A 24,682-nucleotide genomic window follows, 5' to 3' on the forward strand; every position below is an offset into this window, starting at 1 on the left:
GAGAAAATGTTTGTATTTATTGTCCGGCGAATTTTGCAAACCATACCGGTATTACTAGGAGTAAGTCTTGTAGTTTTTCTCATCATGCAGATGGTTCCCGGAGACCCGGCAACCCTGCTTGCAGGTGAAGGAGCAACTAAAGAAACGATAGAAATGATTCGACATCAGCTTGGCTTGGATCGTCCAATCCTCTATCAGTACTTTGACTATGTGATCCATGCTGTACAAGGTGATTTTGGAGAATCACTTCGTAGTAGCCGCCCTGTTTTGGACGAGATTTTGGTCCGCTTGCCAATCACCCTAGAACTTGCCCTTGCAAGTATTTTTATAACCGTTGTCCTTGGAATGGTGGCTGGAATTATCTCAGCGACTAAGCAATACTCAGCAGCAGACATTTCTATCATGATCGTTGCTTTATTAGGAATCTCCTTACCTAGTTTTTGGTTAGGTCTAATGCTTATCTACTTTTTTTCCGTTAACCTTCAGTGGTTTCCTGTATCAGGTTGGGGAACTATTAGACACATGATTCTCCCAGCCATCACCCTCGGGGCGGGAGGAGCTGCAATTGTAGCCAGAATGACCAGGTCAAGTATGCTCGAAGTTGTTCGCCAGGACTATATTCGTACAGCAAAAGCCAAGGGATTAAAAGAACATGTCATTATTTATAAGCACGGTCTAAAAAATGCGCTTATCCCTGTTATTACAGTCGTTGGTCTTCAGTTCGGTGCACTCCTCGGCGGAACCGTATTAACAGAATCCGTATTTGCTATCAATGGACTTGGAAGATTAATAGTTGATGCCATTAGAACGAGAGATTTACCACTGGTTCAAGGCGGGGTCCTTATTGCATCTGTAATCTTTGTATTTATGAATTTAGCTGTAGATGTCCTCTATCGATACTTTAACAAGCGAATAGACTTAAATTAGGGAGGTACTAAGATGAAACAGTTTGAAGAAAAAATACTGGAAGTTAAAAATCTGCAGACCTACTTTTTTACTGATGAAGGAACGAGTAAAGCAGTTAATGGTATCAGTTTCACCCTAAACAAAGGGGAAACTCTTGGAATTGTGGGGGAATCGGGGAGTGGTAAAAGTATTACCTCCTTATCACTATTAAGGTTAATTCAATCCCCTCCCGGAAAAATTACCGGGGGCAGCATCCTTTTTAAAGGCGAGGATCTACTTACAAAGACTGAAAAACAAATGCGATCCATACGTGGTAATGAAATTTCTATGATTTTTCAGGAGCCAATGACATCATTAAATCCCGTTTATTCAGCGGGTGAGCAAATTGCAGAAGCTATCCGACTTCATCAAAAGCTAGGAAAAAAAGAAGCTTGGAACAAAGCAGTTGACATGCTTCGTCTTGTCGGAATCCCCTCTCCTGAAAAAAGGGCTAAACAAGAACCGCATGAACTAAGCGGTGGAATGAGACAAAGGGTCATGATTGCAATGGCACTTGCATGCCACCCTGAGGTATTAATAGCGGATGAACCTACAACAGCCCTTGATGTGACGATTCAAGCTCAAATTTTAGAGCTAATTAAAACTCTGCAAAAGGATTTCGGTACGGCTGTCATTTTGATTACTCATGATTTAGGGGTCGTATATGAAACGTGTGACCGAGTAGCTGTCATGTACGCAGGAAAAATTGTTGAATATACACTAGCAAAAGAAATATTCACAAATCCTAAACATCCATACACGATTGGTTTATTAAACTCCCTTCCACGTCTCGACATGGATCAGGAAGAGTTAACTACCATACCTGGGACTGTTCCAAGTCCGTACAATATGCCCAAGGGCTGCAGCTTTGCACCCCGTTGTGCGCATGCTAAGAAAATTTGTGAACAGGCTATACCGGAACTCCAATCAACCGGCCCAAATACCCAGGTCAGCTGTTGGATGTTTACCCCCCAATGGGAGAAAGAATATGACGTTCAAGAGAAAGTAGGGGTTTAATAATGGTATTACCCGTTGCAGAGAAAAAGGTTCTGCTAAAAGTAAATCAATTAAAGCAATATTTCCCAATTAAGGGTGGGTTTTTCGGGAGAACTATTAATCATGTAAAAGCTGTTGATGACATTAGCTTTAATATCTATCAGGGAGAAACCTTGAGCATAGTTGGTGAATCTGGCTGCGGTAAATCAACAACTGGACGGGCCATTCTTCGATTAGATGAACCTACAAGTGGGAGTATACACTTTCAGGATAGGGATTTACTAAGTTTGGGAAAAAAAGAAATGAGGAGTACAAGGAAGGATTTGCAAGTTATTTTTCAGGATCCATTTGCCTCTCTTAATCCTAGACAGACTATAGGACAAATTCTCGGAGAAGCTTTAGCCATACAAAATGTAGTGCCTAAAGAAAACCGAAAGAGCAGAATTGAAGAATTATTAGGTCATGTCGGCTTGAGACCAGAATCCATGGAAAGATACCCACACGAATTTAGCGGCGGTCAGCGGCAGAGAATCGGTATTGCACGGGCACTTGCAGTAGATCCAAAATTGATCATTTGTGACGAAGCTGTATCTGCACTTGATGTCTCTATACAAGCGCAAGTACTAAATTTATTAAAATCATTACAACGACAATTCGATCTTACCTTTCTTTTTATTTCACATGATTTAGGTGTGGTTAGACATATCTCGGATCGTGTAATGGTCATGTACCTAGGAAAGATAGTCGAAATTGCTGACAAAAAGTCCATTTTTGAACAGCCGCAGCACCCATATACACGGGCATTACTATCTGCTATCCCAGTACCAAATCCAGTGCAAGAAAGAGAACGAATTCTATTAACGGGTGATGTCCCCTCACCTATTGATCCTCCAAGCGGCTGCCGCTTTCATACACGGTGTCCTTTTGCCATAGATATCTGCAAATCACAGTTACCTGAATTAAAGATTTCTGCCCAAAATCATCAAGTCGCTTGTCACATTGTGTCATAAATTGTAATAGATTTCCGAAGTAGTCTTTAGTAAGATACTAATAAGCAGAATTATTAAAGTTATATAAAAATATAATCATTAGAGGTTCTCAATGCTTAGTTACGAGGGATTTACATTATTAATCATGCTTTTTATTTTAGCTCCTATCATGGGAGCTATTGCTCTTTTATTTCTGTTTGTATTTGAGAAGAGAATTGATCTTCTTGAAAATAAAAACAAAGAGATACGCCTGGAACAAGCACTCCAAGAAGCCCAATATAATAAATTAAACCAGCAAATTCAGCCTCATTTTTTGTTTAATACACTAAATGTCATATTAAGCTTGGCACGTTTAAACAGAACGGCGGAATTAATATGTGCCTTAGAGGCATTTTCGCAATTCTTAAAATTCAAGTATAAAGCATCTGAACCATTAATTCCCCTAGCTCAAGAAATTCAGTATACTCAGCATTATCTAGATATTCAAAGTCTTCGCTTTGGTGATCGGCTTAAGATTGATATGGAGTGCCCCGACCAATTATTAATTGCACTAGTTCCACCCTTCATTCTGCAGACTTTAGTTGAGAATTCGTTTAAGCACGGTTTAGAAAAAAAAGTGGGAGAAGCCCTTCTTCATATCCGATTCTATCAGGATTCCCAGACGGTATATTTAGAGGTAAGAGATAATGGTTTAATGGTTAATACCACTTCTTTTACAGAGAAAGGCGGCCATGGCTTAGACAATATCCAAAAACGTTTAGATTTGTACTTTAGTAACCGTGCACAAATAAATATTTCTTCTAATGAGTCAGGAACTAAAGTAAAGGTAGTTTGGCCTCTGGTTTATGATAAGAGAGTTGAGGAGGGAGTCTCGGAATGAATGTTTTATTAGTTGATGACGAACCATTAGAACTTGAACAAATGGAATATATGATTCAGTCTATATACCCTTTTTGGAAGTTTTACAAAGCCGCTGATGCCTGCCAAGCACTTACCATCAACCAAAATTTCAAAATAAACATCGCATTTTTAGATATTAATCTTCCTGGGAGATCCGGTCTTGAATTTGGTGAAGACCTGAGAGCGGTAAACAAAGAAGTAGAAATAATAATGGTTACAGCACATCAAAGTTTCGATTATGCCCAACAATCCATAAGAATAGGCGTGGTTGATTATTTAACGAAACCTGTAATTGAAAGTGATTTGCATAAAGTTCTATCCAGGTATAATAAAAGTGACTCTTCTCATGATTATTCAAGCCTAATTCATCATTCGCTTTCATTTATTCATGACAATTTTGCTGAAAAAATCTCTCTTTCCGATATTGCTCGAGAAGTGCATACAAACCCGACCTATTTGAGTAGGAAATTTCACGAAGAAGTCGGCTCTTCTTTTACAGAATATTTAATACATTATAGAATACAAGCCGCTAAACGATTTTTAACCAATAACACGAGTTGGAACATATCAGACGTTGCTGAAAACTCAGGTTTTAATAGTCAACATTATTTCAGCACTTTATTCCGTAAGATAGAAGGAATAACGCCCAAAGAGTTCCGTGAGAAAGGAAAATAAACATTGCGCCCTCGTTCATTTCAAGAATACGTACAAGGCCCTATTCAAATTGGGATGGGCTTAGGAATTATCTCTCTTCTGGCACGTTGGGTGACAGGTACAACGATATTATCATCTCCTGAATCCATGGTAAAGTATGGAGTTTTCGGAGGAATTGGCTATGCTCTGATGGGAGCTATTGCTCTATTTATGTTCAGTTTTATCGGGAAGAGAGTTCGACAGGATTTCCCTGTTGGATTGACTATCGGTGACTATTTAAAAACTAGGCTTGATCCCCTTGGATATTGGATATTGATAGTGATTCTGGTATTAACTAGTTTACATACTTTATTCATTCAGGGAATGGCAGCGTCTACCCTATGTCAATTTCTTTTTGATACGCCACTATATGTAGGTTTGTTCTTCTTTTTCTGTTTTTGTGTTCTTTTTGCTGGCTTCGGCGGGTTAAAACTTATTCATGGAATCGCAGCTTTTCAAGTCATTTTTATGTTTGCCGCCGCTATCTTAATTCCATTATACTTTTTCGTCAAAGAGGGGATGCAACCTGTTTATGATGGGATCCGTCTATATCACCCATATATGCTAGTAATCAATAAGTATGATCTATGGAATTTTCTTTTTGCAGGGCTTCTAGTAGGGTTCGGTCAGTTTTTCTTTGACCTCACATCATGGCATCGTCTATTTATGATAGAAATAAAAAAGGTGCCCTTAACATTTTCCTTATCTGGTCTTATATGGATTATATTCCCATTATCCTTTTCATCTCTTTTTATTATGGTTATCTTTACAGGTGGTTTCACTGATATACATTCTATTTTAGTTGGATTAGCTAATAAGATTACGACACCTTTCATTTTTATTCTTTTCGTATTATGTGCGTTTAGTGCAATCACCTCAACAGTCGGTGCCTCTCTACATTCATTAGTAAGCTTAATTGTAGCCAATATTTTAGAACCTTTCCAAAATAAAAAAAGTGACCAGCAAAAAATAAGAATCGCCTATCTACTTTCAATCTTGATTGGAGGAATGGTTTTTGTTGCTACACTCTTCAATTCTCCAACCTTATTAGAGCTATTATTTTATTCTGGAAATATATACTCAGCATTGCTGGCACCAATTCTAACAATCGTATTTAGTAAAGGGAAAGTCGCAAATTTCATTCCAATAAGCGCGGTCTTAGTTATAGTTGTCTCATACATTATTCAACCAAACGTAAGTGATTTTCAAAGCATTTGGTTTAGTGGGCTAGCTTCATTTACCATTATAGTAATTTATACGATTCTTAAGTTCATTAATACTAAATGGAGATTTGTTAAAACTAAACTGCATTAATTACGAAGTAAGATCCCTCGAATCCGGTGCAATAATTTAACTTACATTAAATACTGTATAAATACTACGACCCCATTCATATATAGTACATGAATGGGGTTTCACTACTAACATTGCAAAAAGTAACGGACGTATATCTTAGCGTTCTACTCTTTTGAAATAACGATAAACTTTTTCTAATTTTTTTGTTTGTTTTCCCCTTGGACTTTCCATATTACCAAATTCAAAAAACTTCACTTTTTTGATTCCCACAAAATTAAATAAGGCTTTTTTCATCAATATTTTATGCGCATTATTTAACCAGAGAAGTGGATATTTTGTAGGACCCTTCATAGTGGAAACACATACAACTGACTTTCCTTTTAAAAGTCCTTCTGGTAGAAGTCCCTTCTTATCCCTGTAGGCAAAATTTGCAGCAAATAATTGATCAATATATCCCATAAGCATTGCTGGAGGTCTCCCCCACCAGATTGGATAGACAAAGACAATCTTGTCAGCCCAAGTAATTTGCTTTCTATATTTTTCAAGGTGAGGATCACGGTGCATATCACGCCTTCGTTTATGCTCATTGAACATCAGGAGTGGATTAAAGCCCTCTTCATATAAATCTAAGACCTGCACCCCCTTTATGTTTGGGTTCTCATTACTTCCTTTGATGACTTTTTGTAAAAAAGCATAACTTAAACTTTTGTGATTAGGATATGTGTAAATGACTAGCGTGTTCATGACGTATCCCCCTATTTACTTATCATTTGATAACAAAACTATAACACTTACTTAATTTTATTGTCAAATGATAATTGTATTATGATAATATTTTTGTTATCTTCTCAGTAAGAGGTGAAAGTTATGGACAAAAAAGCTCTTTTTGATAAATGGGTGTCATTTACAACTTCCGTTCATCAGGTGACACACGAATTAACACAAAATGCTAAATCTGATTCCATCACGCCAGTTCAATATAACATTCTTGAATATATAACAGTCAGTCAGCCTGTCACTCCAAGTGAAATTAGTGACTGTCAGCATATATCAATGCCAAACACGAGTCGTGAGCTGAAAAAGTTAAGCGAAAAGAATTTAATCGAAAAATTAAGTGATTCTGAAGATAGACGAAAACAATATATTCGTCTTTCTAAAGAGGGGGAAACCATGATGAACGAAGCCTTTGCTGTCGTAGAATCTCGTTTCCAAAGACGAATGCAAAATGCTTCGAAAGAAGATTTAGAGGATATTGAGCGTGCCATGGATATTCTTCAAACAAAACTATTTTACTAATGGACATGAATACAAAAAAAGCAGCTCCCTCGATTGAAATTGACAACTGATCAATCGAGGGAGCTCTTGTATGAAGTATTCAATTTACAAAAATCGTTTTTACCCGAAGTTTGCTTGAAAAATAGCAAATAAATGCACTAGGGCAGCATTTTTTCATTAATAGTAAACCATGCCAAAGCGTAAACAGATTTCTCTAATCCTTATATATCAAGTACCGCAAAAGGTTCGGTAAGGTGTTGTTGACTCAGGCAGTGTGGAGTATTCAGCCTGTTCCGCGGAGTGCGCGTAAGGGTTTGAAAGAACATCCAAAAGCCGTTCCATCACGCTGTAATCCCCTTGTTCCACTGCGGCTTCCAGTGCCTCTTCCACCCGGTGGTTTCGTGGGATAACCGCAGGATTGCTGTTCTGCATCAACTGATTCGAGGAAGCTTTCGATTCCTGCTGCCTGCCTAGTCTCGCCTGCCAGAGCTCATGCCACTGAGAGAATTCCGGCGTCCCAAACAGGACCGTATCCTTCACTGTATCAAAAGTTAATGTTCTGAAGGTATTGGTATAGTCGGCACCATGCTTCTTCATCATATTGAGGAGGTCATCAATAAGGGCTTCATCCTGTGACTCTTCGTTAAATATCCCCAGTTTTGCTCTCATTCCTGCGAGCCATTTAGAGTGATACAACTCATTAAAAACTGAAATCTTATCCTGGGCTAGTTTGACAGCCTGATCCTGATCGTCATCCAACAGTGGCAATAGGGCTTCAGCAAATCGTGCAAGATTCCACCCGCCAATATAGGGCTGATTGCCATAAGCATAGCGGCCTTGGGTGTCAATGGAACTGAATACTGTTGCCGGATCATAGGCATCCATGAAGGCGCAAGGACCATAATCGATGGTTTCTCCGCTAATCGTCATGTTGTCGGTATTCATCACCCCATGAATGAAGCCGACCAGCTGCCATTTGGCAATAAGCTCAGCCTGACGCTTGATCACTTCCTGAAATAGCGAAAGATAGCGTTTCTCATCTGCTTCAACGTCTGGATAATGACGCTTTATTGTATAGTCGGCAAGGATCCGCAGTTCTTCGATCGTGCCCCATTTTGCAGCGAATTGAAAAGTACCTACGCGAAGATGACTGGCAGCCACACGGGTCATGATTGCACCTGGCAGCCCGGTTTCGCGGATTACTGTTTCACCTGTTGTCACCACTGCCAGACTTCGGGTGGTAGGAATGCCAAGCCCATGCATCGCTTCGCTGATGATGTATTCGCGCAGCATCGGTCCAAGTGCCGCCCGGCCATCACCCCCGCGGGAGTATGGGGTCCTCCCTGGACCCTTAAGCTGAATATCAACCCTCTCACCTTGGGGCAAGATCTGCTCGCCCAGCAACACCGCCCGGCCGTCCCCCAACATGTTAAAATGACCAAATTGATGCCCCGCATAAGCTTGAGCAAGAGGAGAAGCACCTTCAGGAATACGGTTTCCGGCAAACACCGCGACACCATCTTCACTTTGCAGCGACTGAACGTCCAGATTAAGGGATGCTGCCAACCTATCATTGAGAATGATCAACTCCGGTGAGCTTACAGGAGTCGGGTTGGTACTGGTAAAAAATTTTTTCGGAAGACGGGCATAACTGTTGTCTAAATTCCATCCTGTTTCATTGCTCTTTGTCATAATTTCTCCTTTTTTTCTTTTGTCTTATTGTATAATGATTTTTCTCTCATAATTAAGTTATATACACGCCATTAAAATCAGTTGCGTCCATTTTAATGTCTACTTCTACCAATTTATTATACCGTTTCCACATAAAAATGGCTCTCTTAAAGTATGGTTGAATGAATGACGGGTTACAAAGGTATTGTCCATTTTCCCGTTTACCATCTGATATGATTCACCGTAGCCTCTCTAATTGAGAATGTAAAAAAAAGAACCTTCAATCCAAAAATGGATCAAAGGTTCAATGTTTTAATTTCAATGATATACTATTATTCACTCAATTTCCCAAGTGAATTTTTTAGTTTATCTCTGTTTTTTCATTCCATTGCCTTTTCAATCTGTCATCATGGAAACGATTGTCCATTGATGAAAAATGTTGCTTAAGCTTTTTCTAATACCCTTGTTTCTGCATTCAAAGAATTAACTTGGTTCTCCAAGTTTTCGCTTAGACCAAGCGCCTGCGCAGTTGAAGTATGAATTTCCTCGATAAGCTCCGGGTTTTCCACTAGTGACACGCCATAAGAAGGAATCATTTCTTTTAATTTCGGTTCCCACTCTTTTTTATATTGCGGGAAGCATTTTTCGATTACCTCAAGCATGACAGAAACAGCAGTAGAAGCACCAGGAGAAGCGCCGAGCAATGCAGCTACCGAGCCATCAGCGTCACTAACAACTTCCGTACCAAATTGAAGCGTTCCTTTGCCAGCAGCAGTATCTTTAATTACTTGTACACGTTGACCTGCTACTAATAATTCCCAATCTTCACTTTTAGCGTTCGGGATAAACGTTTGTAACTCTTCCATGCGCTTCTCTTTCGATAACATAACTTGCTCGATTAGGTATTTTGTTAATGAAAGGTTTTTTGCACCACATGCCAACATCGTTGTAACATTATTTGGTTTTACAGTATTTATTAAATCAAACATTGAACCAGTTTTTAAGAACTTTGGTGAGAAGCCGGCAAACGGTCCAAATAGCAATGATTTTTTATTATCGATAAATCTTGTGTCAAGATGCGGAACAGACATTGGAGGCGCACCAACCGCAGCTTTTCCGTATACTTTTGCATGATGCTGCTCTACAACTTCTGGATTATTACACACCATGAATAGTCCACTTATCGGGAATCCTCCAATATGTTTACTTTCAGGAATACCAGTTTTTTGCAATAAAGAGAGACTTCCTCCACCGCCACCGATAAATACGAATTTTGCAGTATGGCGTTCGACAGTACCGCTTTCGTTACGCACTTTCAATTCCCACGAGCCGTCGCTAGTACGTTTAATATCATTAACAGTATGTTTGTATTTAATATCGACGTTTTTAGTCTTTAAGTGATCAAACAACATGCGCGTTAATGCGCCAAAGTTGACATCAGTTCCAGAGTCGATTTTTGTTGCCGCAATAGGTTCATTCGATGTACGGCCATTCAAAATAAGCGGAATCCATTCCATCAGTTTACCTGGGTCATCGGAAAATTCCATCCCTTTGAACAGAGGATTTTTTGTCATTGCTTCAAAACGCTTTTTTAAATACGTTACATTTTTTTCACCTTGCACTAAACTCATATGAGGCAAAGGCATGATAAAGTCTTGCGGATTACGTATCAGATTGCTGTTTACAAGATAAGACCAAAACTGCAATGAAAGCTGAAACTGTTCATTAACTTTTATAGCTTTGCTAATATCCACAGATCCGTCCGGTTTTTCGCTCGTGTAGTTAAGCTCGCACAGTGCCGCATGCCCTGTTCCCGCATTATTCAATTCATGAGAGCTTTCCTCTCCTGCTTTTTCGAGTTTCTCAAACACAGTAATTTTCCAGTCCGGTGCTAATTCTTGCAGCATTGAGCCCAAAGTCGCACTCATGATTCCTGCACCAATTAAGATAACATCTGTTTTATTTTCTCTGCTACTCATTTTTAACATCCTTATATCTAAGATTTGCAGAAATGATGTAGGCGCTCCTGCTTAGGCATAACAGCAAGTTAAGAAGCGACATTGTAACACACCTTTTCTGTATCAATTTATCCTAATTATAGTGTATCAAACTTATTTAAAGATTAAAATATATATATTATGATAGTTTATGGCTACTAATTGGAAAAAGTGAGAATTTCGTCCACAAGGTCCTAAGAACTAGCAAAAACCAAGGTCTTCATACTTCATAGATTTTTATATCTACAATAATCTAGTATACTCCAAATCCATAGTTAAATAAATAATATATCCACAATAACAATATTAAATTCAAAAAGCAGAGGATAAATAATTCCTCGACGTTTTTTAAAATTGGCTCTGTTAAAGGATGTTGTTGATTTTCTTGATGAACTAACGGGGCAGGTTAATAACAATCCTTAGTAAATTTTATTTTGATATAATGGAAATAACATCTTAAATATTATTAGGAGTTAAAATGTTTAACAAAATTAAGAATTGGGCGAGAAAATTAAAACGACAAATCTTTATCCTTTACTTTGCTTGTAAAGATGAACGGGTACCTTGGTATTCAAAAGTATTTACGGCTTGTGTTGTAGCTTATGCATTCAGTCCGATTGACCTAATACCTGATTTTATACCCATTCTTGGCTACTTAGACGATGTAATTCTCGTTCCAATAGGGGTAGTGATTGCATTAAAGATGATACCAAAGAGTGTATTAACCAACTGTGAAGTTAAAGCTGAAGAAATGATGAAAAAGGGTAAGCCGAAGAATTGGATAGTCGGCTCAATAATAGTATTGATTTGGGGCTTAATTATAATATGGGCTATTATTAAAATTTATCGCTTAATCAACTAACGGGTGCTTTACTTCAATAACAAGGGTTGCTGAGGCAACCTTTGTTTTCTTGTGGACCTAAAGGGGCTAACGATTGGGTTCTAATGACATAGTTTATCGACCTTCCTCTCCCAGTCTTAGCATTAGTATTGACGGTTTTCATTCTCTGTGGTGAAGCGCTGATTTTTGCGCTTCATGGATGGCTAACGGGAAGGTTAGCTACATGGGAAGTACCAATAATTTGTAAAATAAAAAGACGGATTATTACAAAACCTCTAGTAAGGAGTTTTTTGGAAGGAGGAAAAAGATTAGACATATGTTTTCATTACGTGGAGATGCTCATAAAATTTATCTTCAATTAAAAAAAGTCTCATACAAAGACCGATCTTTCAAATGTATGAAGAAACTTAAAGAAGTGGAAGAAATTCAAAATTTTTATAGTTCGATTGATAGCGATACCTTAAAAAAAATTAATTATTGTATGATAAAAGAGAAAAACGGATCGGGAATCATTCCTATTATAATATCCTCTGGACCTTGGCTTTTTTTTCTGTTTTCAAAACAATTACAAGATTTCCTTTTCAAAGATGGGAGTTTGCTTTGGGTTGCCTTTGTTTTAACTTATATTTTCATTCTCGCCATAAGTGTGTTTCTACATTTTCATGAAAAATCATGGGCTTTTGTTCATATTGAAATCATTCAAGAAATTTTACATGAACGAAAAGAGATAAGGGAAAAGCCCTGAGGTGAGAACCTATAACGGATTACGTCAATGGGAAGTTTGGCGAGAAAAACATCAACTTTCGCACGGTTTTCATGTGTATTTTTCAGCGCGAAATATTACAGCAAAAAAGAGGCATTGAAACCGATGCTCCTATAAATACGAAATAGCGATTATTTCTACATATTCAACCTTAATCCCATTTACTCTTTCATCCATTTTTTTTATACGGACGCGATTCTTTAATAAGAATCGCTTTTCTTAATGAACTAACGGGTACGATAGTTGATTAAGGTTCACAAAATGATCAATCTGTTTACGAACAATAAAGTTGTTCGAAAATCAATATAATCGTTTAAAAAACAATAAAGTTCTTTAAAAATAAGACCCGATACTTACTATTGAGATTGTGACTCAAAAAAGAGGAATAAATTCTATTTTTCCATTTCTCTGTATTTTGATCAATCTTTAGGCAAAATGGAGTTTTTGTGTTGGCTACTAAATGAGCACTTGTAACTTTATAATTATCAAACTTTATTTCAAAGCTACAATTGTATTTCTAAGAATAGAATTGAACAACTTTATTATCAATACACAGTAGCAGGTATGATCTGATTAAAAAGTGAAAGGAGATTCTAACATGGGGTTAGTCATGTCAATTGCGCCTGTTGTAATAGTGGGAGGAATTGTAGTATATGTAATTGAAAGGCTTAAACATAAATATAACCAAGGCAACCTAGGTAAGAAAAAATCAAAAGGCGCTCAAAATTTATTAGATAGTTTAATACCAATTGGAATGCTTTTTGGTTGTGCTATCGGTGTAATTTTTGGCATGTTTTTCACGATCTCTCTAGTATTTACAGTTAGTTTAGGAGCTGGAATAGGCTATTTATTTGGATTTTTTGCTTATGAAATTTATAGCAAGAAAGGAAACAATTATTCATAAATGGCTATCTTCCAGAAACGGGTGCGTTAGTGAAAATAGAAAACAAATCGGACCACAGCATTTTAGACATATCTAAAATGTTGTGGTCCTTTTAATATCAAATGTTACACTTACCTAATCTAAAGATAAACATGACTAATATGTATCATCCTTTTTACTTTTTCTTTCACAATCGCGCCCGATTGCCGTGGTTTTTTATTTCATTAGGCAATAACATTCTTTAACAGAGCCATAAAATAAAAAAGCAACTGGTTTCCGCCAGCTGCTTCATCAAAAAACTATTTTACTTTTTTAGGGGTAATATCACTTTGATTTTTGAACAAATAAAAAATGACCACTTATTAATCTTTAACAAAGCCATTTTAAATGAAATATGTTGGAATTCAAAAAGGATATGTAATAGAATTAATGTTTAACAAACCTTTAAAATTAATAAAAAACCTTACTTACTTATGTTACGCTTCTCCCCAGTTCATTCTAAATAAAAAAATCCTACCGATGATCGATAGGCTCTGAACTGATTATTACATTCTCTATTTCCAACCAAGTAGTGAACAAAACTCGACTGGAATCTTTAAATTTTCAGCCATGCCGACTCCAACTTTTTTCAGCACTCTTCCTTTCCAACTTTTCCTCCCAAATCCTCTCTCCAATCCAGGCTATGCTCAATTCAGTATTGTTAGGCTGATAAAGGCAATGCCAAATATGCAGTACAGACTGAGGGTAAGGGGATGAGGAAAAATAATGTATACCATCATGCTTACAATCATCAACAGGATGCTAAAGGCATTTATCCTATCTCTCCACATACTCACCTTAGGTCAACTCCTTTTCTATTGCTTTTCAGTTGTAAGGGAATCCTTCTGAACAGGTTTTATTTTCCCTGTAACATAATAGCTGTCTCCACGGTTTTTCATATCTTCCTCAATCGCTGCAAGCAATGGAAGGGAATTCCCACAGCGGCAATGCCATTCTTTGATCCATCCTCTTTCTTTTTGCTTTTCAGCTTGGCTGTCTTGGTCTTTGCGCCAAGTACCGCTTTGGAGGTCTGAAGATATGGGCGGTACCGCTTGCCTGCTCCACCATCTGTATTAATGATTCTTTCTTATAAAGGTTGTGTGCCTAATTTGTATATTTTTCATTTTTCGTTAGTATGTCAGCGTCTGATAATTTATAATTATAAGATTGAACCCACTAAACAGCCATGTAACGAAAATGATAAAACTATGAAAATAGTCAAAATATTTAGACTTTTAAGGAGATAAGAAGTGAATGAGCATCAAAACTTTTAAGGTTGTATTGAGATCCATGCACAAAGGCCAAACTGAGGAATTCGCCTATGTCTTTGAAGGAAAAAACCTACTAATCGGCCGTGCCAGCCAACACTCCAAAGCTGATTTCAAGCTTTACAATGATTTCGTTTCCAGGGAACATTGCCAGATTTATATGAAGGAAGGGAAGCTCCTTATTGAGGATTTGTCGAGCAAACATGGTACCTCAGTGAACCAAGTGCCACTTGTGCCGGGTCAACCCTGCCCAATTGAACCGGGGGATACCATTACTTTGATTAATGGATTGATTGAATTCATGATTTCCATCGACAACGATTTAACACGGGATTTCACTCCGCTAAACCTCGGCATTCAGCAAAACGTGGTTATCAAAGAGCATCTTCAGACTGTGATCATCAATGAAGAAGCGCCCATTAAAATGCCTTCCAAGGAATTTACTTGCTTTAAGTTGCTTTATGAGAATTTGGAGAACCTTATTTCAAAAGAAGAAATTGTCCAACATGTATGGCCCGAGAGAATTGGGGACCCCCAGCAAATTGTGTCGGCAGAAGAAATCGCTTCACTTCTGTACCGGGTGAGGAAACGGGTAACTGGCCATTTCGCAATAAAAGCCGTTGTTCAAAAGGGCTATTATATGGAATCCACCCTTTCAATCAATCTCTCAGACCTCTAATGAGCATTCATCCGAACTCTAATTACAGGTATGAAAAAAAGCATTGCGAATAACAATGCTTTTTTTTCATGCTAATAGTCAGCCTCCCAAACGATCCGGCAGCTCAACAATAGTCTAATTCTGCGTTTGAAGTTGATTTATTAAAAGGGAGATGGCAAAAAAGCAGCGTATAGCTACTCTTCTACCACTCCTGATGTCCATTGCCCATTTTGATGCTTTTATTTCTTTGGTAAGTCTAAATTAGTGAATTGATCGACTGGAACAACCTCTTCTTCCATATCCATCACTTTCAGTACAACTCGGTCTCCTACATTCGTTAATACAATATCAGAGAGTGCACTGACTCCAGGGTCCACTGAGAATCTTTTGGCATTGCCTTCTACAATTAAATAGAACACATAGCCATTTGAGAGATTGGCATCGTTGATTCTTGTTACTTTCCCTTTGATTTCTTTCAGTTCAAATCCTTTTTGAGGCGTAACACCGCTGACTTTTCCTAAAGAAGCAATTAGTTTTTTATAGTTCCGGAATGCTTCATCTTTTGTTTTCCCAAAAACCACTTGGGGATTATCGCTATTTGCATATACAATAGCTACCCCTTGAAACTTTGAGCCCTTTGTAACCGGAATTACATAAGTAGGCGCACCGTATATCGTATAGAAAATTCCATTAGTGGCTTTCCAACCTGGATATTTAGACAAGAACTCACTCGCATTTGCGTTAGATTTTGCTTCCTTTCCCGTTAGAACGGAGGTGACGTCTTTGTAGTATGTCATTTCACCGGTTTTGGCATTGAAAACACCGTAACCTACCAGGGTTTTGGAGTTTCCTTTTGATTTAGCTCTTGTAAAATCAACTACATAAATCAATTCGCCTTTTTCGTTAAACGTAACTTGCATATTATCCTCATTAGGAATCAAAACATCTTTCTTCGCCCCAATTAAGGACTGGTTTTTCCACCCGTGAACATATTTCCCCCAGTAGGTCCAATATTCCAGAGCTGTTTCCAAGGTGAATGTTCTATCTACCCATTTAGGTTCTTTACCTAACGGATAGTATTCTGTGTCACCCGTTTCAGGATTCACTAATACCACCCCGTCCACAACGGACCCACTGCGGTATTTTAAATAATGTCCCACTGAAGCTACAAAGTAGGGCTTTCCATCTTCGTTTGGTTCAAGGTATGAATCATATATGATTTTATTCGGATATGCCTTGCGGATCGTTCTTTCTAAATCATAATCAAGATACTGTGATGGAGCATACAACATCTTTCCTTTTACAGTGCTTGCGCCTTTATCTGTCGAAACGGCGGAAATTAGATTATAACCTGGCGTGTATTCGGCTTTCCCAGCTTTAAAAAATCCGTCCATTTCAATGGGTGAAGTATACGTTAATTCACCATTTATATTAGTTAGACGGTACTCGCCTTCAGTGAAATACGATGCATTTGCTATTTTATTAATAGCTGCATCCCCTTTTGCGTCTGCCATTTTCACTGTTACAAGCGGCATGGTTTTTATGTCTTGAACTTCTTCTAGCTTATTTTTTATATCAACCTTGGCCAATCCATGAAGTTCCTCGGCAAATGTTAGGGGATAAAATAACATGATAATCCATCCTGCGATCAAAACGATTCCTATCATACTGTTGAAATGTACATTCCAAGGTGTTCTTTTTGAATGTTTCTCCCCCTCTTTTTTCCGATTGCGACGGGGTATTGAAGACTCTTTTACACTGTAAATGTACCTTCTTGAATCAAAAATAAGAATAAGTCCAAAAATAATGGCAAAATTCGAAAGGAATGCAGTGTAAGTATGATCTAGTAACATAATATCAATAACAAAAAATAATACGATAGCAGAAAGTAAAAGTCGCAGCACTTGCTCAATGAAAAAGAGTATATCCTTTTCCTTGATTGCGTTAGTCCATCTTTGTGGAATTAGAGAAAGTCCCAATACAGCAAATGGTATTTTCGTTAAAATACCTTTTAAGATAAAAGCTATTAGTGAAAGTATCATGATTCTAAAAATCTCCCCTTGTAGTATTTGTTTCTATTTATTTACTATTCTATCACTTTTTGTCCAACTAATTTACTATCTTCTTCCTCTCGTCTAAATATATCGATATAGCATTTTCTCCTGTATTATAAAATTCCTGAATTTTTTTCCTACGATGCTACTTTTTCATATCTAAAGTTTATATAGACAGTGAAGATTGATCTTTTCGATACCGCTATCTCAGACGCTCGGAAGGTTCAATCCAGAACTTTTAGGAGGAATAGAAATGGAATTGGAAACCTTATTGGATCAGGATTACAGCTTGGGGTTCAATCCTTATTTAGCAGAATCAATCGGCATACCAAAGGCACTGATGCTGGCATATCTTCACTCAACAATAGAAGCGTATGGAATGGAAAGAGACGGAAGGGACTGGATTTACTCTACATATGATCAATTGCACACGCAGCTGCCGTTTTGGTCAAAAGGGACTATCAAGCGGATAATCCTTAGTCTCGAAAAGGAAGGCTTCATGGTTTCCTCCAACTATAACAATTGGAAAATGGACAAAACGAAATGGTACAGCATCTGTTATGAAAAGTACATCGACATGCGTGAAGACCCTGACAAGTTTTTGCTGGATTACTAAGAATAAAATGCCCCCTGCCTCATAGAAAAAGACGGATAATAAAGGAGACGAAACCGTATGATTTATGAAGAAACCTACCACTATTTATTAAGAAATGTATCTTCTACTGAATTTGATACGTGTTTTTACTCCTTGCTTCATAGTGATTGGGATGGGGTGATTCAGAGCCCGCTTCATATGATGGCGCGCGCCGTGGGTACAACAGAAAAATACTTAAAGCAGATCATCAAGAAATTCACGTCACCTCAAGGATGTCTCCAAAAAGTTTTCGTACCTGTTCGTCAAGGCGAAGATATTTTATATAAGTTTAATCTTGGTCCCACTAGTAATCTTGGCTTTAATAGTAAGACCGACCGTTATTGCAAGAAATACCGTTTCTTTTACAGCGAGGCTTTCAAAAATTTAACAATACATGCAAAGCGTCTGTTGCTGATGGGTGCTTTTCGAATGTCGGTTTTGAAGTCCGAAGAAGTATTATTTGATTATAGTGAAATCGTTCCCGATTCCAGCTCACTTTTCACGAGGCAGCGCTTATTAGATGCAATCGGTACAGTCCATGAGACATTAGGTAATTTGGTGACGATTTCTTTCGTAAGCAAGGCTTTTTCAAAAAAAGAGGCTATTGTGTTTACCTTTAAAGAAGGAATGTTGGAGCAGTATATGGAAAATCGGGCCGAACGGGCATTTTTACGCAGAACGATTTTCAACACCGGCTTTCTTGGACATATCAGTGATTCCGTATGTATGGAATTGGAACGAGTCGGCAGATACATTTTCCGTTCGTTTCTTCAAGATGCGAAAAAATCAGGCATTTCTATGGATATACAACATGAACTGCTGAAGATAGCACGGTTCGTCTATACCTATTCTCTAAAAAAACTCGGCCTGGCTCTTCCTGCCAATAAGCACCTACTTGCGGCTCCTAAACAGGCATCTGCTTATTTAAGTACAATTATTTACCATGAAACGTTAGAACAGATGGCAAAGTATGCTCACCGAGCAGAATCTATCAAAAGCCTTCTTGACCGTGACCATTTTCATAAAAACATCTCCGAGAAGGCTCTAGGCCGGGAAGTGAATTATCTGGAAGTAGATCAACATATCGAACCAATTCGAGTCAAGTTCAAGCAAGCCGATTTCATCCACAATGTGCTGAACAACTGGTGCGAGGAGTGGCTTATTTCCCGCGTGAAGACTGCGACAGAAGAAGTCGAAGCAGAAGGAATAAGGAAAAAGACCAGAAATAATAAAGGTACCGCATCCGAATTTATTACGGACCTTAGAAACGATACATATGATGAGTTGGACAAGCTGATGACACTAATCCGCAAGTTCGGCAATCACGCGGTTCCTCCATCTAATCAAAATTCTTCCCTCACAAAGAAAAAGGCAACCATTCAATCCTACTTTGCTATACAAAAGGAGCGTCTTGACGTGCTCTCTGTATCTTCTTCCTAACATTCACACTGAATGTATTCGTTCAGTGTGTTTTCCCCTGCCCTTTTTTATGAATGGTTCTATCATGTTTATAAAATCACCTTGAGAGCTGACTAGTTCTCTTTTTTTTGCCCTTATCAGGTTCTGTGGATAATAAATAAGGTCTGTGAATTGCAGATTTTCATTTGTTGATTGTGGATAACTTACTGTGGATTTTCCCCTTCAGTATGTGGGTTACAAGTTCGCTTTGTTAATTCAGGCTATAGTCGGCAGGTTGTTTTCAAAGTAGGGTCCGATCCCTGTGATAGCAAGGGTTTCCATAAATAAGTTATCTAAGGGTCTAAAAAATTGGTCTGTAAAAAGGAACTGAAAAAGATTCTGAATATCATTATAAATAAGGAAATGAATTTGCCGAGCCCTTTACGAATAAAAAGAATGAATGGAAGCAGCCAAAAAAAAATATCCGAGGACTACCCATAAATAAGATAGCCCTTGAATAATTTATGGTATCAATAATATTTTCCCAGTACTTTTACGACCTTCTAGAAGTCTATGTGCGTCTGCCCCATCTTCTAAGGAAAAGAGAGTCGGTTCTTCGATTTGGATTTTCTCTGAAATGATCCATTCAAACAACTCTGCTGCCCTTTTTTTCCGTTCATCATGAGAAGTTAATACATTCCAGAGATCACCTCCTATTAATGCTTTTGAAGTATCCATTAACATTCTAGGATCAATTTTCTCCGGATCTCCACCTGCCATTCCAAAGAATACGACAGTCCCTCTAATCTTAGTTGCTTCGAAACTGTCTAGCAAAGTTTTCCCGACTGATTCAAAAACAAGATCCACACCTTGTCCATTCGTTATATCCTTAATGGATTTTACCCATTCTGACTCGTAAAGAAAAACATGATCCGCACCAGCTTGTTTTGCTACAGTTGCTTTGTCACTTGATGAGGTTAAGCCAATGACTTGACCGCCCTTCATCTTGATTATTTGTGTCAGTAATTGCCCGACTCCACCTGCAGCAGCATGAACAAGGACAGCCTCTCCTTCTTTAACCGAATAACTGTCTTGAGTTAAATATTGGGCAGTTAATCCTTGAAGTAAAACAGAAGCGGCAGTTTCAAAAGAAATGTCATCAGGAAGCGGTATAAGCTTATTAGCAGAAACAGAAACTAGTTCAGCGTTGGCATGAGGAACATCAGCAAACCCGACACGATCGCCAACTTTCACACAATGAACATCTTCTCCAACATATTCAATGACTCCTGTACCTTCATACCCAAGAATAAATGGCGGATTACCCACTAAGTGATAATTCCCTTTCCTTCTATATACATCAGCAAAATTCAAGCCGATTGCTTTCATTCGAACAATTACTTCTGACTTTGAATGTTCAGGTTCCTTAATTTCTCTTACAGACAGGACTTCTGGTCCACCAAAATTATCAAAGACAAGTGCCTTCATTTTCATTTCTCCCTTCAAACGTTGTTCCTTCTTTACGATATCGAATGAAGCCTCTGATAGCAAGAAAGTCACTACCTTGAAAGAGAACTTACAATTAGTTCTTTTACTAGACTAACCACATGAACCTTTACGAAAAATACCGCTATGCCCTAAAGGCATTAGCGGTTGTTGTAAAATGTAAAATGGAATTAAGAAAGAATAGAGAGATACTCTCCCCTATCATTCAGTATTGGAACCAGGACCATTTTTACGTTTTTTCGGAGAAAATTCTTCACCGTGTGCTTCTTGTTCGGCAATAACGGCTTCTTCAGGTACATGATTATTCTTTTTCGGTGCATTGACGCGGTTTCGGTTTTTTTTACCCATCATTAATCTCCCCTTTATTATTTGGGTTGAACTTCTGTGACTTATATATAACCTATTGTGGAAAGGCTAATGATAGCTTGTCCGAAAACCCGCAAAAATACCTGCAAAATGAACATTTCAAGAAAAAGGAAGCACTTTCGAATTGAACGATCGAGTAGAATATAAATATTTGTTATCTAATCTACTTCACATTTTTCTGATGTTCTTCCGTATTAAAAATTATGTCTTCATTATTAAATTGCTCGTATTCTTTTCTTGCTAATTTAATTATTTCTTCTTCATTATTTAAATCAATATCCTGTAAATTATCTTGCTTATTGTCCATTATAAATATCATTTCATCCTTAATTACATTCTCTGTTGGATACACTTTAATAAAATCTTCTATAGGCTTTGTTTTATTTTTATAGGGCTTTGTGAATAAAAGATAACCGACAAATACTATAATTATTGAAGATAAAATACCTAATTTTTTTTTCATTAATTCATCCCTTTCTGTTTTGTCAAAACTCTAATTATACTTATTTTATCATAAAAGGTTATTTTTACCTTACTGGACTTTCATTCCTAGTTAATGGAACAACAAAAAAAGGCTGGCTCAATAGCCCTCATTATTTAAGTAAATCACCCTTTAGTGTAAGATAAACCATACCTTTTATTGTGTTAAATTAGGTTATAATAATCATATAACCTATCAATGAGTTTTTTTATGGTTAGAATAATACATGAAATGAGCGATAAACTTAATGACCAATACAAATAAATTTCCACTTATATCAGGAAATCTTTCTCTTGATTTAGTGAACACGGAACTAGTAAAACGTGGACAGCGGCACGATTTATTGCTCTTGGAAAGAGATGTGCTGGAGTGGCTTCATGTAATAAAAGAGGAAAACTCATTTTGGGATGATCGGTTATTCTTAAAGATTGAAGAAAGAATCGGACAAGTATTTTTATGTATTCTAGAAATGCGTGCTGTTTTAAGAGACCGATTTGAATTAATAGCAGAAGGACAATCAATTCCAGATGAATTTATCTCTTTTTTAGAAAATAAAATTGAAAAAGCGCCATTTACCTATAAATTAATGAATCAAAAGCTGATCCCCTCACCTATTGGAGATATAGAGGATGTCCTTTTGTCTTTAATTGCTTTTGACGCTTTAACTTTAATTGAAACAAACAAACTTTCTTCCCTAAAGAGATGCTCTAATCCGGAATGCGTACTTTTATTTATTGATGAGAGTGGAAGACGTAAATGGTGTTCAATGAAAATATGTGGCAACAGAAAAAAGGTAGCCCGATTTCAACACCGGAATTCTGATGATGAATGAAGAGCCAACTTATTTCAGAGTTGGTTCTTTTTTTACATCTTTTTAACTAACCTCTTAAAAAGACTTTGACGGGTTAGTTAGTTTCATGTAAAGTAAAATATGAATAATAGGAGGGTGAATGATGGACAGTACAAAAATAGCAAGTCGAGAAGAAAAACATTTATTTTATGTACGATATTTATCTAAAATGAAAGGAAAAGGGAGAAGTCCATTACAGGTTAATGCAAAGGACTCAGTAACAGGTTTGATTGGTGGATTTTTAACCATTTTCGCTCTAGTTTATTTAACAAATATGACATCTTCCACGTGGTTAATGGCTCCATTTGGTGCAAGCTGTGTACTAGCATTTGGTGTTTGGAACGCGCCATTATCACAGCCACGAAATATTATTGGTGGACATTTTGTTTCAACATTTGTGGGTTTAGCTACCTATCATCTTTTTGGTGATGAACCTTGGGCGATTGGCTTAGCTGTTGGCTTAGCAATTGCAGTGATGATGCTAACAAAAACGACGCATCCACCAGCAGGAGCAGACCCTCTCGTTGTTATGCTGGGTGCATACAGTTGGAGTTATTTAATTACTCCTGTTTTAATTGGCTCTATCGTGATCGTTTTCTTTGCACTAATCATCAATAATTTACGCAACAACCGGGAATATCCAACGTTTTGGATTTGATATTGAATATAGGGGAGGAAAAGGCCAAACCCCTGATGCTTTTATAGGTGTTACAATTAATAAAAGACATTTGTTCTGGGGAAGAACATTAATAGAAAGGAGAAACTAAAGCTATGGTCAATTTAAGTAAACCAACTATTCAACGTGGCGATAAAATAATAGAGAGAAAAATACGGTACGACTCCGCAGTTGTAGAACATAGCTGTATGCTGTTAAAAGCACAAAATCAAAATGTCGTACTTTTTCATAAAATACTTGATTCTTTTACGATGATAGCAAACCAAACAAAATTAACCATTTCTAAAGGTAGTTATACAATCGCCTATTACTGGAAAGATCGTCCATATAATTTATACATCTGGAGAGATAATAAAGGGAATTATTTAGGTTCCTATTTTAATATCGTAAAAAATACATATATGAAAGATAATTTGGTATCCTTTGACGATTTGATTATTGATATTTTGGTTCTTCCTAATGGAGACTACTTTATTTTAGACGAGGATGAGTTACCTGATCCGTTAGATCAATTTGAAAATGGGTCTGTCCAACAAACTCTAAACTCATTAACGGATTCCATTGATATTCTTCTTTCTCAAACTATTTCAGAAACTGAGAATACCTATAAACATGAAGAACTCCTTCCTTGGTTGAACAACAGATAACATTTACAGACGTTTGTTTTTATACTTTAAACTTCCACAAACTGGCTCAATTCTTTAATAAGAATCGCTATTCTTATAGAACTAACAGGTGCTTTACTTCATTAATGAAGTTGCTTTGGCAGCTCTTTTTCTTATAGAGCTAAAGATGCAGGATAGTTCAACAAGGGATGAGTTACCAATACATAAGTTCTGATATTTTGAGAAAATCAAAAGATATCAAGACTTTGAAGGTAAAGGGGTAAAAGGTGAAGAAATATATTTCATTAAACTTAATTTTGTTTATTGTACTTTTGGCAGGAACCATACTTACGATATTTATAATATATAAGGATATTGATACTTCGCTTTCTCTTAAATTTATCATAGGATATGTAATTTATCTTCTTCTATATGGTTTGTTCTCCATCTTTCTAGTTATTGCGAATACAAGGAAGTTAAATTGGATTCAAATAAGAAAAAGGCTTTTTACGTTTATTACTTGGTTTATTTCTTTAAGTGCTGCACACTATCTTATTTATTATTTTTTTAAAAGTTCGAAAATGAATGTTTGGGATATAGGCATTCCTTTGGGTGTATCATTTGGATTGGCTTTTTCTGATTTAATGTCTTGGAAAAAGAAAGACTAAAGCATTGATGTTTTTGCTAAAGAATTATTTACTGAATAAGGGTTAATGCCTTTTTGTTCTTTTACTAACTGGTGCTTAAGCTGAAGATCAGAGCTGTCTTTAAGGCAGATTTTGTTTATGCAACTATCGGGGCAGGTTAGCATTCCTGTAGAGCATTAATTATCGGCTTTGAAAAAAACAGAGCCCCTCAGTATGATGAGAGTACACACAAACCAAAACTCATCTTAAGG

General features: G+C 37.2%; 24 protein-coding genes. 17 read left to right on the plus strand and 7 right to left on the minus strand.

Annotated features, from left to right (window positions below; genetic code table 11):
* Positions 1-6: 6 nt before the first annotated feature.
* The 6 genes from nikB (at position 7) to ACQKMR_RS18775 (ending at position 5,837) form a co-directional block, all read left to right on the plus strand.
* A complete protein-coding gene (gene nikB, locus ACQKMR_RS18750; RefSeq protein ID WP_427698657.1) occupies positions 7-927 on the plus strand; it encodes a nickel ABC transporter permease in 921 nt (306 codons plus the stop codon).
* 12 nt (positions 928-939) lie between these two features.
* A complete protein-coding gene (locus ACQKMR_RS18755) occupies positions 940-1,962 on the plus strand; it encodes an ABC transporter ATP-binding protein (protein ID WP_427698658.1) in 1,023 nt (340 codons plus the stop codon).
* A gap of 2 nt (positions 1,963-1,964) precedes the next feature.
* Positions 1,965-2,951, plus strand: coding sequence for an ABC transporter ATP-binding protein (locus ACQKMR_RS18760; protein WP_427698659.1), 987 nt, complete (start codon positions 1,965-1,967; stop codon positions 2,949-2,951).
* A 124-nt stretch (positions 2,952-3,075) separates the two neighbouring features.
* Positions 3,076-3,810 carry a sensor histidine kinase gene (locus tag ACQKMR_RS18765; RefSeq protein WP_427698660.1) on the plus strand — a complete coding sequence of 245 codons (735 nt, stop codon included), beginning with the start codon at positions 3,076-3,078 and terminating at the stop codon, positions 3,808-3,810.
* Positions 3,807-4,505: a response regulator transcription factor gene (locus tag ACQKMR_RS18770; RefSeq protein WP_427698661.1), complete on the plus strand. Its 699-nt coding sequence runs from the start codon at positions 3,807-3,809 to the stop codon at positions 4,503-4,505. The genes ACQKMR_RS18765 and ACQKMR_RS18770 overlap by 4 nt, the downstream gene beginning before the upstream one ends.
* A 3-nt stretch (positions 4,506-4,508) precedes the next feature.
* Positions 4,509-5,837 carry a sodium:solute symporter family transporter gene (locus tag ACQKMR_RS18775; RefSeq protein ID WP_427698662.1) on the plus strand — a complete coding sequence of 443 codons (1,329 nt, stop codon included), beginning with the start codon at positions 4,509-4,511 and terminating at the stop codon, positions 5,835-5,837.
* Positions 5,838-5,975: 138 nt separating this feature from the next.
* Here the strand turns inward: ACQKMR_RS18775 and ACQKMR_RS18780 are convergent, their stop codons facing one another.
* Positions 5,976-6,563 (minus strand): NAD(P)H-dependent oxidoreductase, encoded by a 588-nt coding sequence (locus ACQKMR_RS18780; RefSeq protein WP_427698663.1) that lies wholly within the window; start codon positions 6,561-6,563, stop codon positions 5,976-5,978.
* Between the two features lie 123 nt (positions 6,564-6,686).
* Here ACQKMR_RS18780 and ACQKMR_RS18785 point away from each other — a divergent pair, with 123 nt between their 5' ends.
* Complete coding sequence (locus ACQKMR_RS18785) at positions 6,687-7,115, plus strand: MarR family winged helix-turn-helix transcriptional regulator (protein WP_427698664.1); 429 nt, start codon at positions 6,687-6,689, stop codon at positions 7,113-7,115.
* Positions 7,116-7,322: 207 nt separating this feature from the next.
* Here the strand turns inward: ACQKMR_RS18785 and ACQKMR_RS18790 are convergent, their stop codons facing one another.
* The gene (locus tag ACQKMR_RS18790; protein ID WP_427698665.1) at positions 7,323-8,786 is read right to left on the minus strand and encodes a protein adenylyltransferase SelO; all 1,464 of its coding nucleotides are present in this window, start codon (positions 8,784-8,786) and stop codon (positions 7,323-7,325) included.
* A gap of 422 nt (positions 8,787-9,208) precedes the next feature.
* Entirely contained in the window at positions 9,209-10,744 is a 1,536-nt protein-coding gene (locus ACQKMR_RS18795) for a malate:quinone oxidoreductase (RefSeq protein WP_427698666.1), read from the minus strand.
* Positions 10,745-11,240: 496 nt separating this feature from the next.
* Between ACQKMR_RS18795 and ACQKMR_RS18800 the strand changes: the two genes are divergently transcribed.
* The 4 genes from ACQKMR_RS18800 (at position 11,241) to ACQKMR_RS18815 (ending at position 15,235) form a co-directional block, all read left to right on the plus strand.
* Positions 11,241-11,624 (plus strand): YkvA family protein, encoded by a 384-nt coding sequence (locus ACQKMR_RS18800; protein WP_427698667.1) that lies wholly within the window; start codon positions 11,241-11,243, stop codon positions 11,622-11,624.
* 394 nt (positions 11,625-12,018) lie between these two features.
* On the plus strand, positions 12,019-12,348 hold the full coding sequence (locus tag ACQKMR_RS18805; protein ID WP_427698668.1) for a hypothetical protein: 330 nt from the start codon (positions 12,019-12,021) through the stop codon (positions 12,346-12,348).
* A gap of 616 nt (positions 12,349-12,964) precedes the next feature.
* The gene (locus tag ACQKMR_RS18810) at positions 12,965-13,270 is read left to right on the plus strand and encodes a hypothetical protein (protein WP_427698669.1); all 306 of its coding nucleotides are present in this window, start codon (positions 12,965-12,967) and stop codon (positions 13,268-13,270) included.
* 1,272 nt (positions 13,271-14,542) lie between these two features.
* Positions 14,543-15,235 (plus strand): FHA domain-containing protein, encoded by a 693-nt coding sequence (locus ACQKMR_RS18815; RefSeq protein WP_427698670.1) that lies wholly within the window; start codon positions 14,543-14,545, stop codon positions 15,233-15,235.
* A gap of 218 nt (positions 15,236-15,453) precedes the next feature.
* On the opposite strand, the gene ACQKMR_RS18820 is transcribed toward ACQKMR_RS18815, so the two are convergent.
* Positions 15,454-17,256, minus strand: coding sequence for a hypothetical protein (locus tag ACQKMR_RS18820; RefSeq protein WP_427698671.1), 1,803 nt, complete (start codon positions 17,254-17,256; stop codon positions 15,454-15,456).
* A 265-nt stretch (positions 17,257-17,521) separates the two neighbouring features.
* Here ACQKMR_RS18820 and ACQKMR_RS18825 point away from each other — a divergent pair, with 265 nt between their 5' ends.
* Together ACQKMR_RS18825 and ACQKMR_RS18830 are read left to right on the plus strand one after the other, a co-directional pair.
* Positions 17,522-17,884 carry a hypothetical protein gene (locus ACQKMR_RS18825; RefSeq protein ID WP_427698672.1) on the plus strand — a complete coding sequence of 121 codons (363 nt, stop codon included), beginning with the start codon at positions 17,522-17,524 and terminating at the stop codon, positions 17,882-17,884.
* 57 nt (positions 17,885-17,941) lie between these two features.
* Positions 17,942-19,342, plus strand: coding sequence for a hypothetical protein (locus ACQKMR_RS18830; protein ID WP_427698673.1), 1,401 nt, complete (start codon positions 17,942-17,944; stop codon positions 19,340-19,342).
* 480 nt (positions 19,343-19,822) lie between these two features.
* Here ACQKMR_RS18830 and ACQKMR_RS18835 read toward each other — a convergent pair whose 3' ends face one another.
* The 3 genes from ACQKMR_RS18835 to ACQKMR_RS18845 all read right to left on the minus strand — a co-directional run bounded on the left by ACQKMR_RS18835 (position 19,823) and on the right by ACQKMR_RS18845 (position 21,635).
* Positions 19,823-20,788, minus strand: a complete 966-nt coding sequence (locus ACQKMR_RS18835; protein ID WP_427698685.1) for a quinone oxidoreductase family protein — start codon at positions 20,786-20,788, stop codon at positions 19,823-19,825.
* A 219-nt stretch (positions 20,789-21,007) separates the two neighbouring features.
* On the minus strand, positions 21,008-21,154 hold the full coding sequence (locus ACQKMR_RS18840; RefSeq protein WP_427698674.1) for a hypothetical protein: 147 nt from the start codon (positions 21,152-21,154) through the stop codon (positions 21,008-21,010).
* 181 nt (positions 21,155-21,335) lie between these two features.
* Positions 21,336-21,635 (minus strand): hypothetical protein, encoded by a 300-nt coding sequence (locus ACQKMR_RS18845; protein ID WP_427698675.1) that lies wholly within the window; start codon positions 21,633-21,635, stop codon positions 21,336-21,338.
* A 265-nt stretch (positions 21,636-21,900) separates the two neighbouring features.
* Here ACQKMR_RS18845 and ACQKMR_RS18850 point away from each other — a divergent pair, with 265 nt between their 5' ends.
* The 4 genes from ACQKMR_RS18850 to ACQKMR_RS18865 all read left to right on the plus strand — a co-directional run bounded on the left by ACQKMR_RS18850 (position 21,901) and on the right by ACQKMR_RS18865 (position 24,452).
* Entirely contained in the window at positions 21,901-22,485 is a 585-nt protein-coding gene (locus ACQKMR_RS18850) for a CGNR zinc finger domain-containing protein (RefSeq protein ID WP_427698676.1), read from the plus strand.
* Positions 22,486-22,606: 121 nt separating this feature from the next.
* The gene (locus ACQKMR_RS18855; RefSeq protein ID WP_427698677.1) at positions 22,607-23,161 is read left to right on the plus strand and encodes an HPP family protein; all 555 of its coding nucleotides are present in this window, start codon (positions 22,607-22,609) and stop codon (positions 23,159-23,161) included.
* A 113-nt stretch (positions 23,162-23,274) separates the two neighbouring features.
* A complete protein-coding gene (locus tag ACQKMR_RS18860; RefSeq protein WP_427698678.1) occupies positions 23,275-23,826 on the plus strand; it encodes a DUF402 domain-containing protein in 552 nt (183 codons plus the stop codon).
* A gap of 245 nt (positions 23,827-24,071) precedes the next feature.
* The gene (locus tag ACQKMR_RS18865; RefSeq protein WP_427698679.1) at positions 24,072-24,452 is read left to right on the plus strand and encodes a hypothetical protein; all 381 of its coding nucleotides are present in this window, start codon (positions 24,072-24,074) and stop codon (positions 24,450-24,452) included.
* Positions 24,453-24,682: the final 230 nt, after the last annotated feature.

Origin of the sequence: Peribacillus sp. NPDC096540, from assembly GCF_050278525.1 — a bacterium.
In the GTDB taxonomy this organism is placed as follows: Bacteria; Bacillota; Bacilli; order Bacillales; family DSM-1321; genus Peribacillus.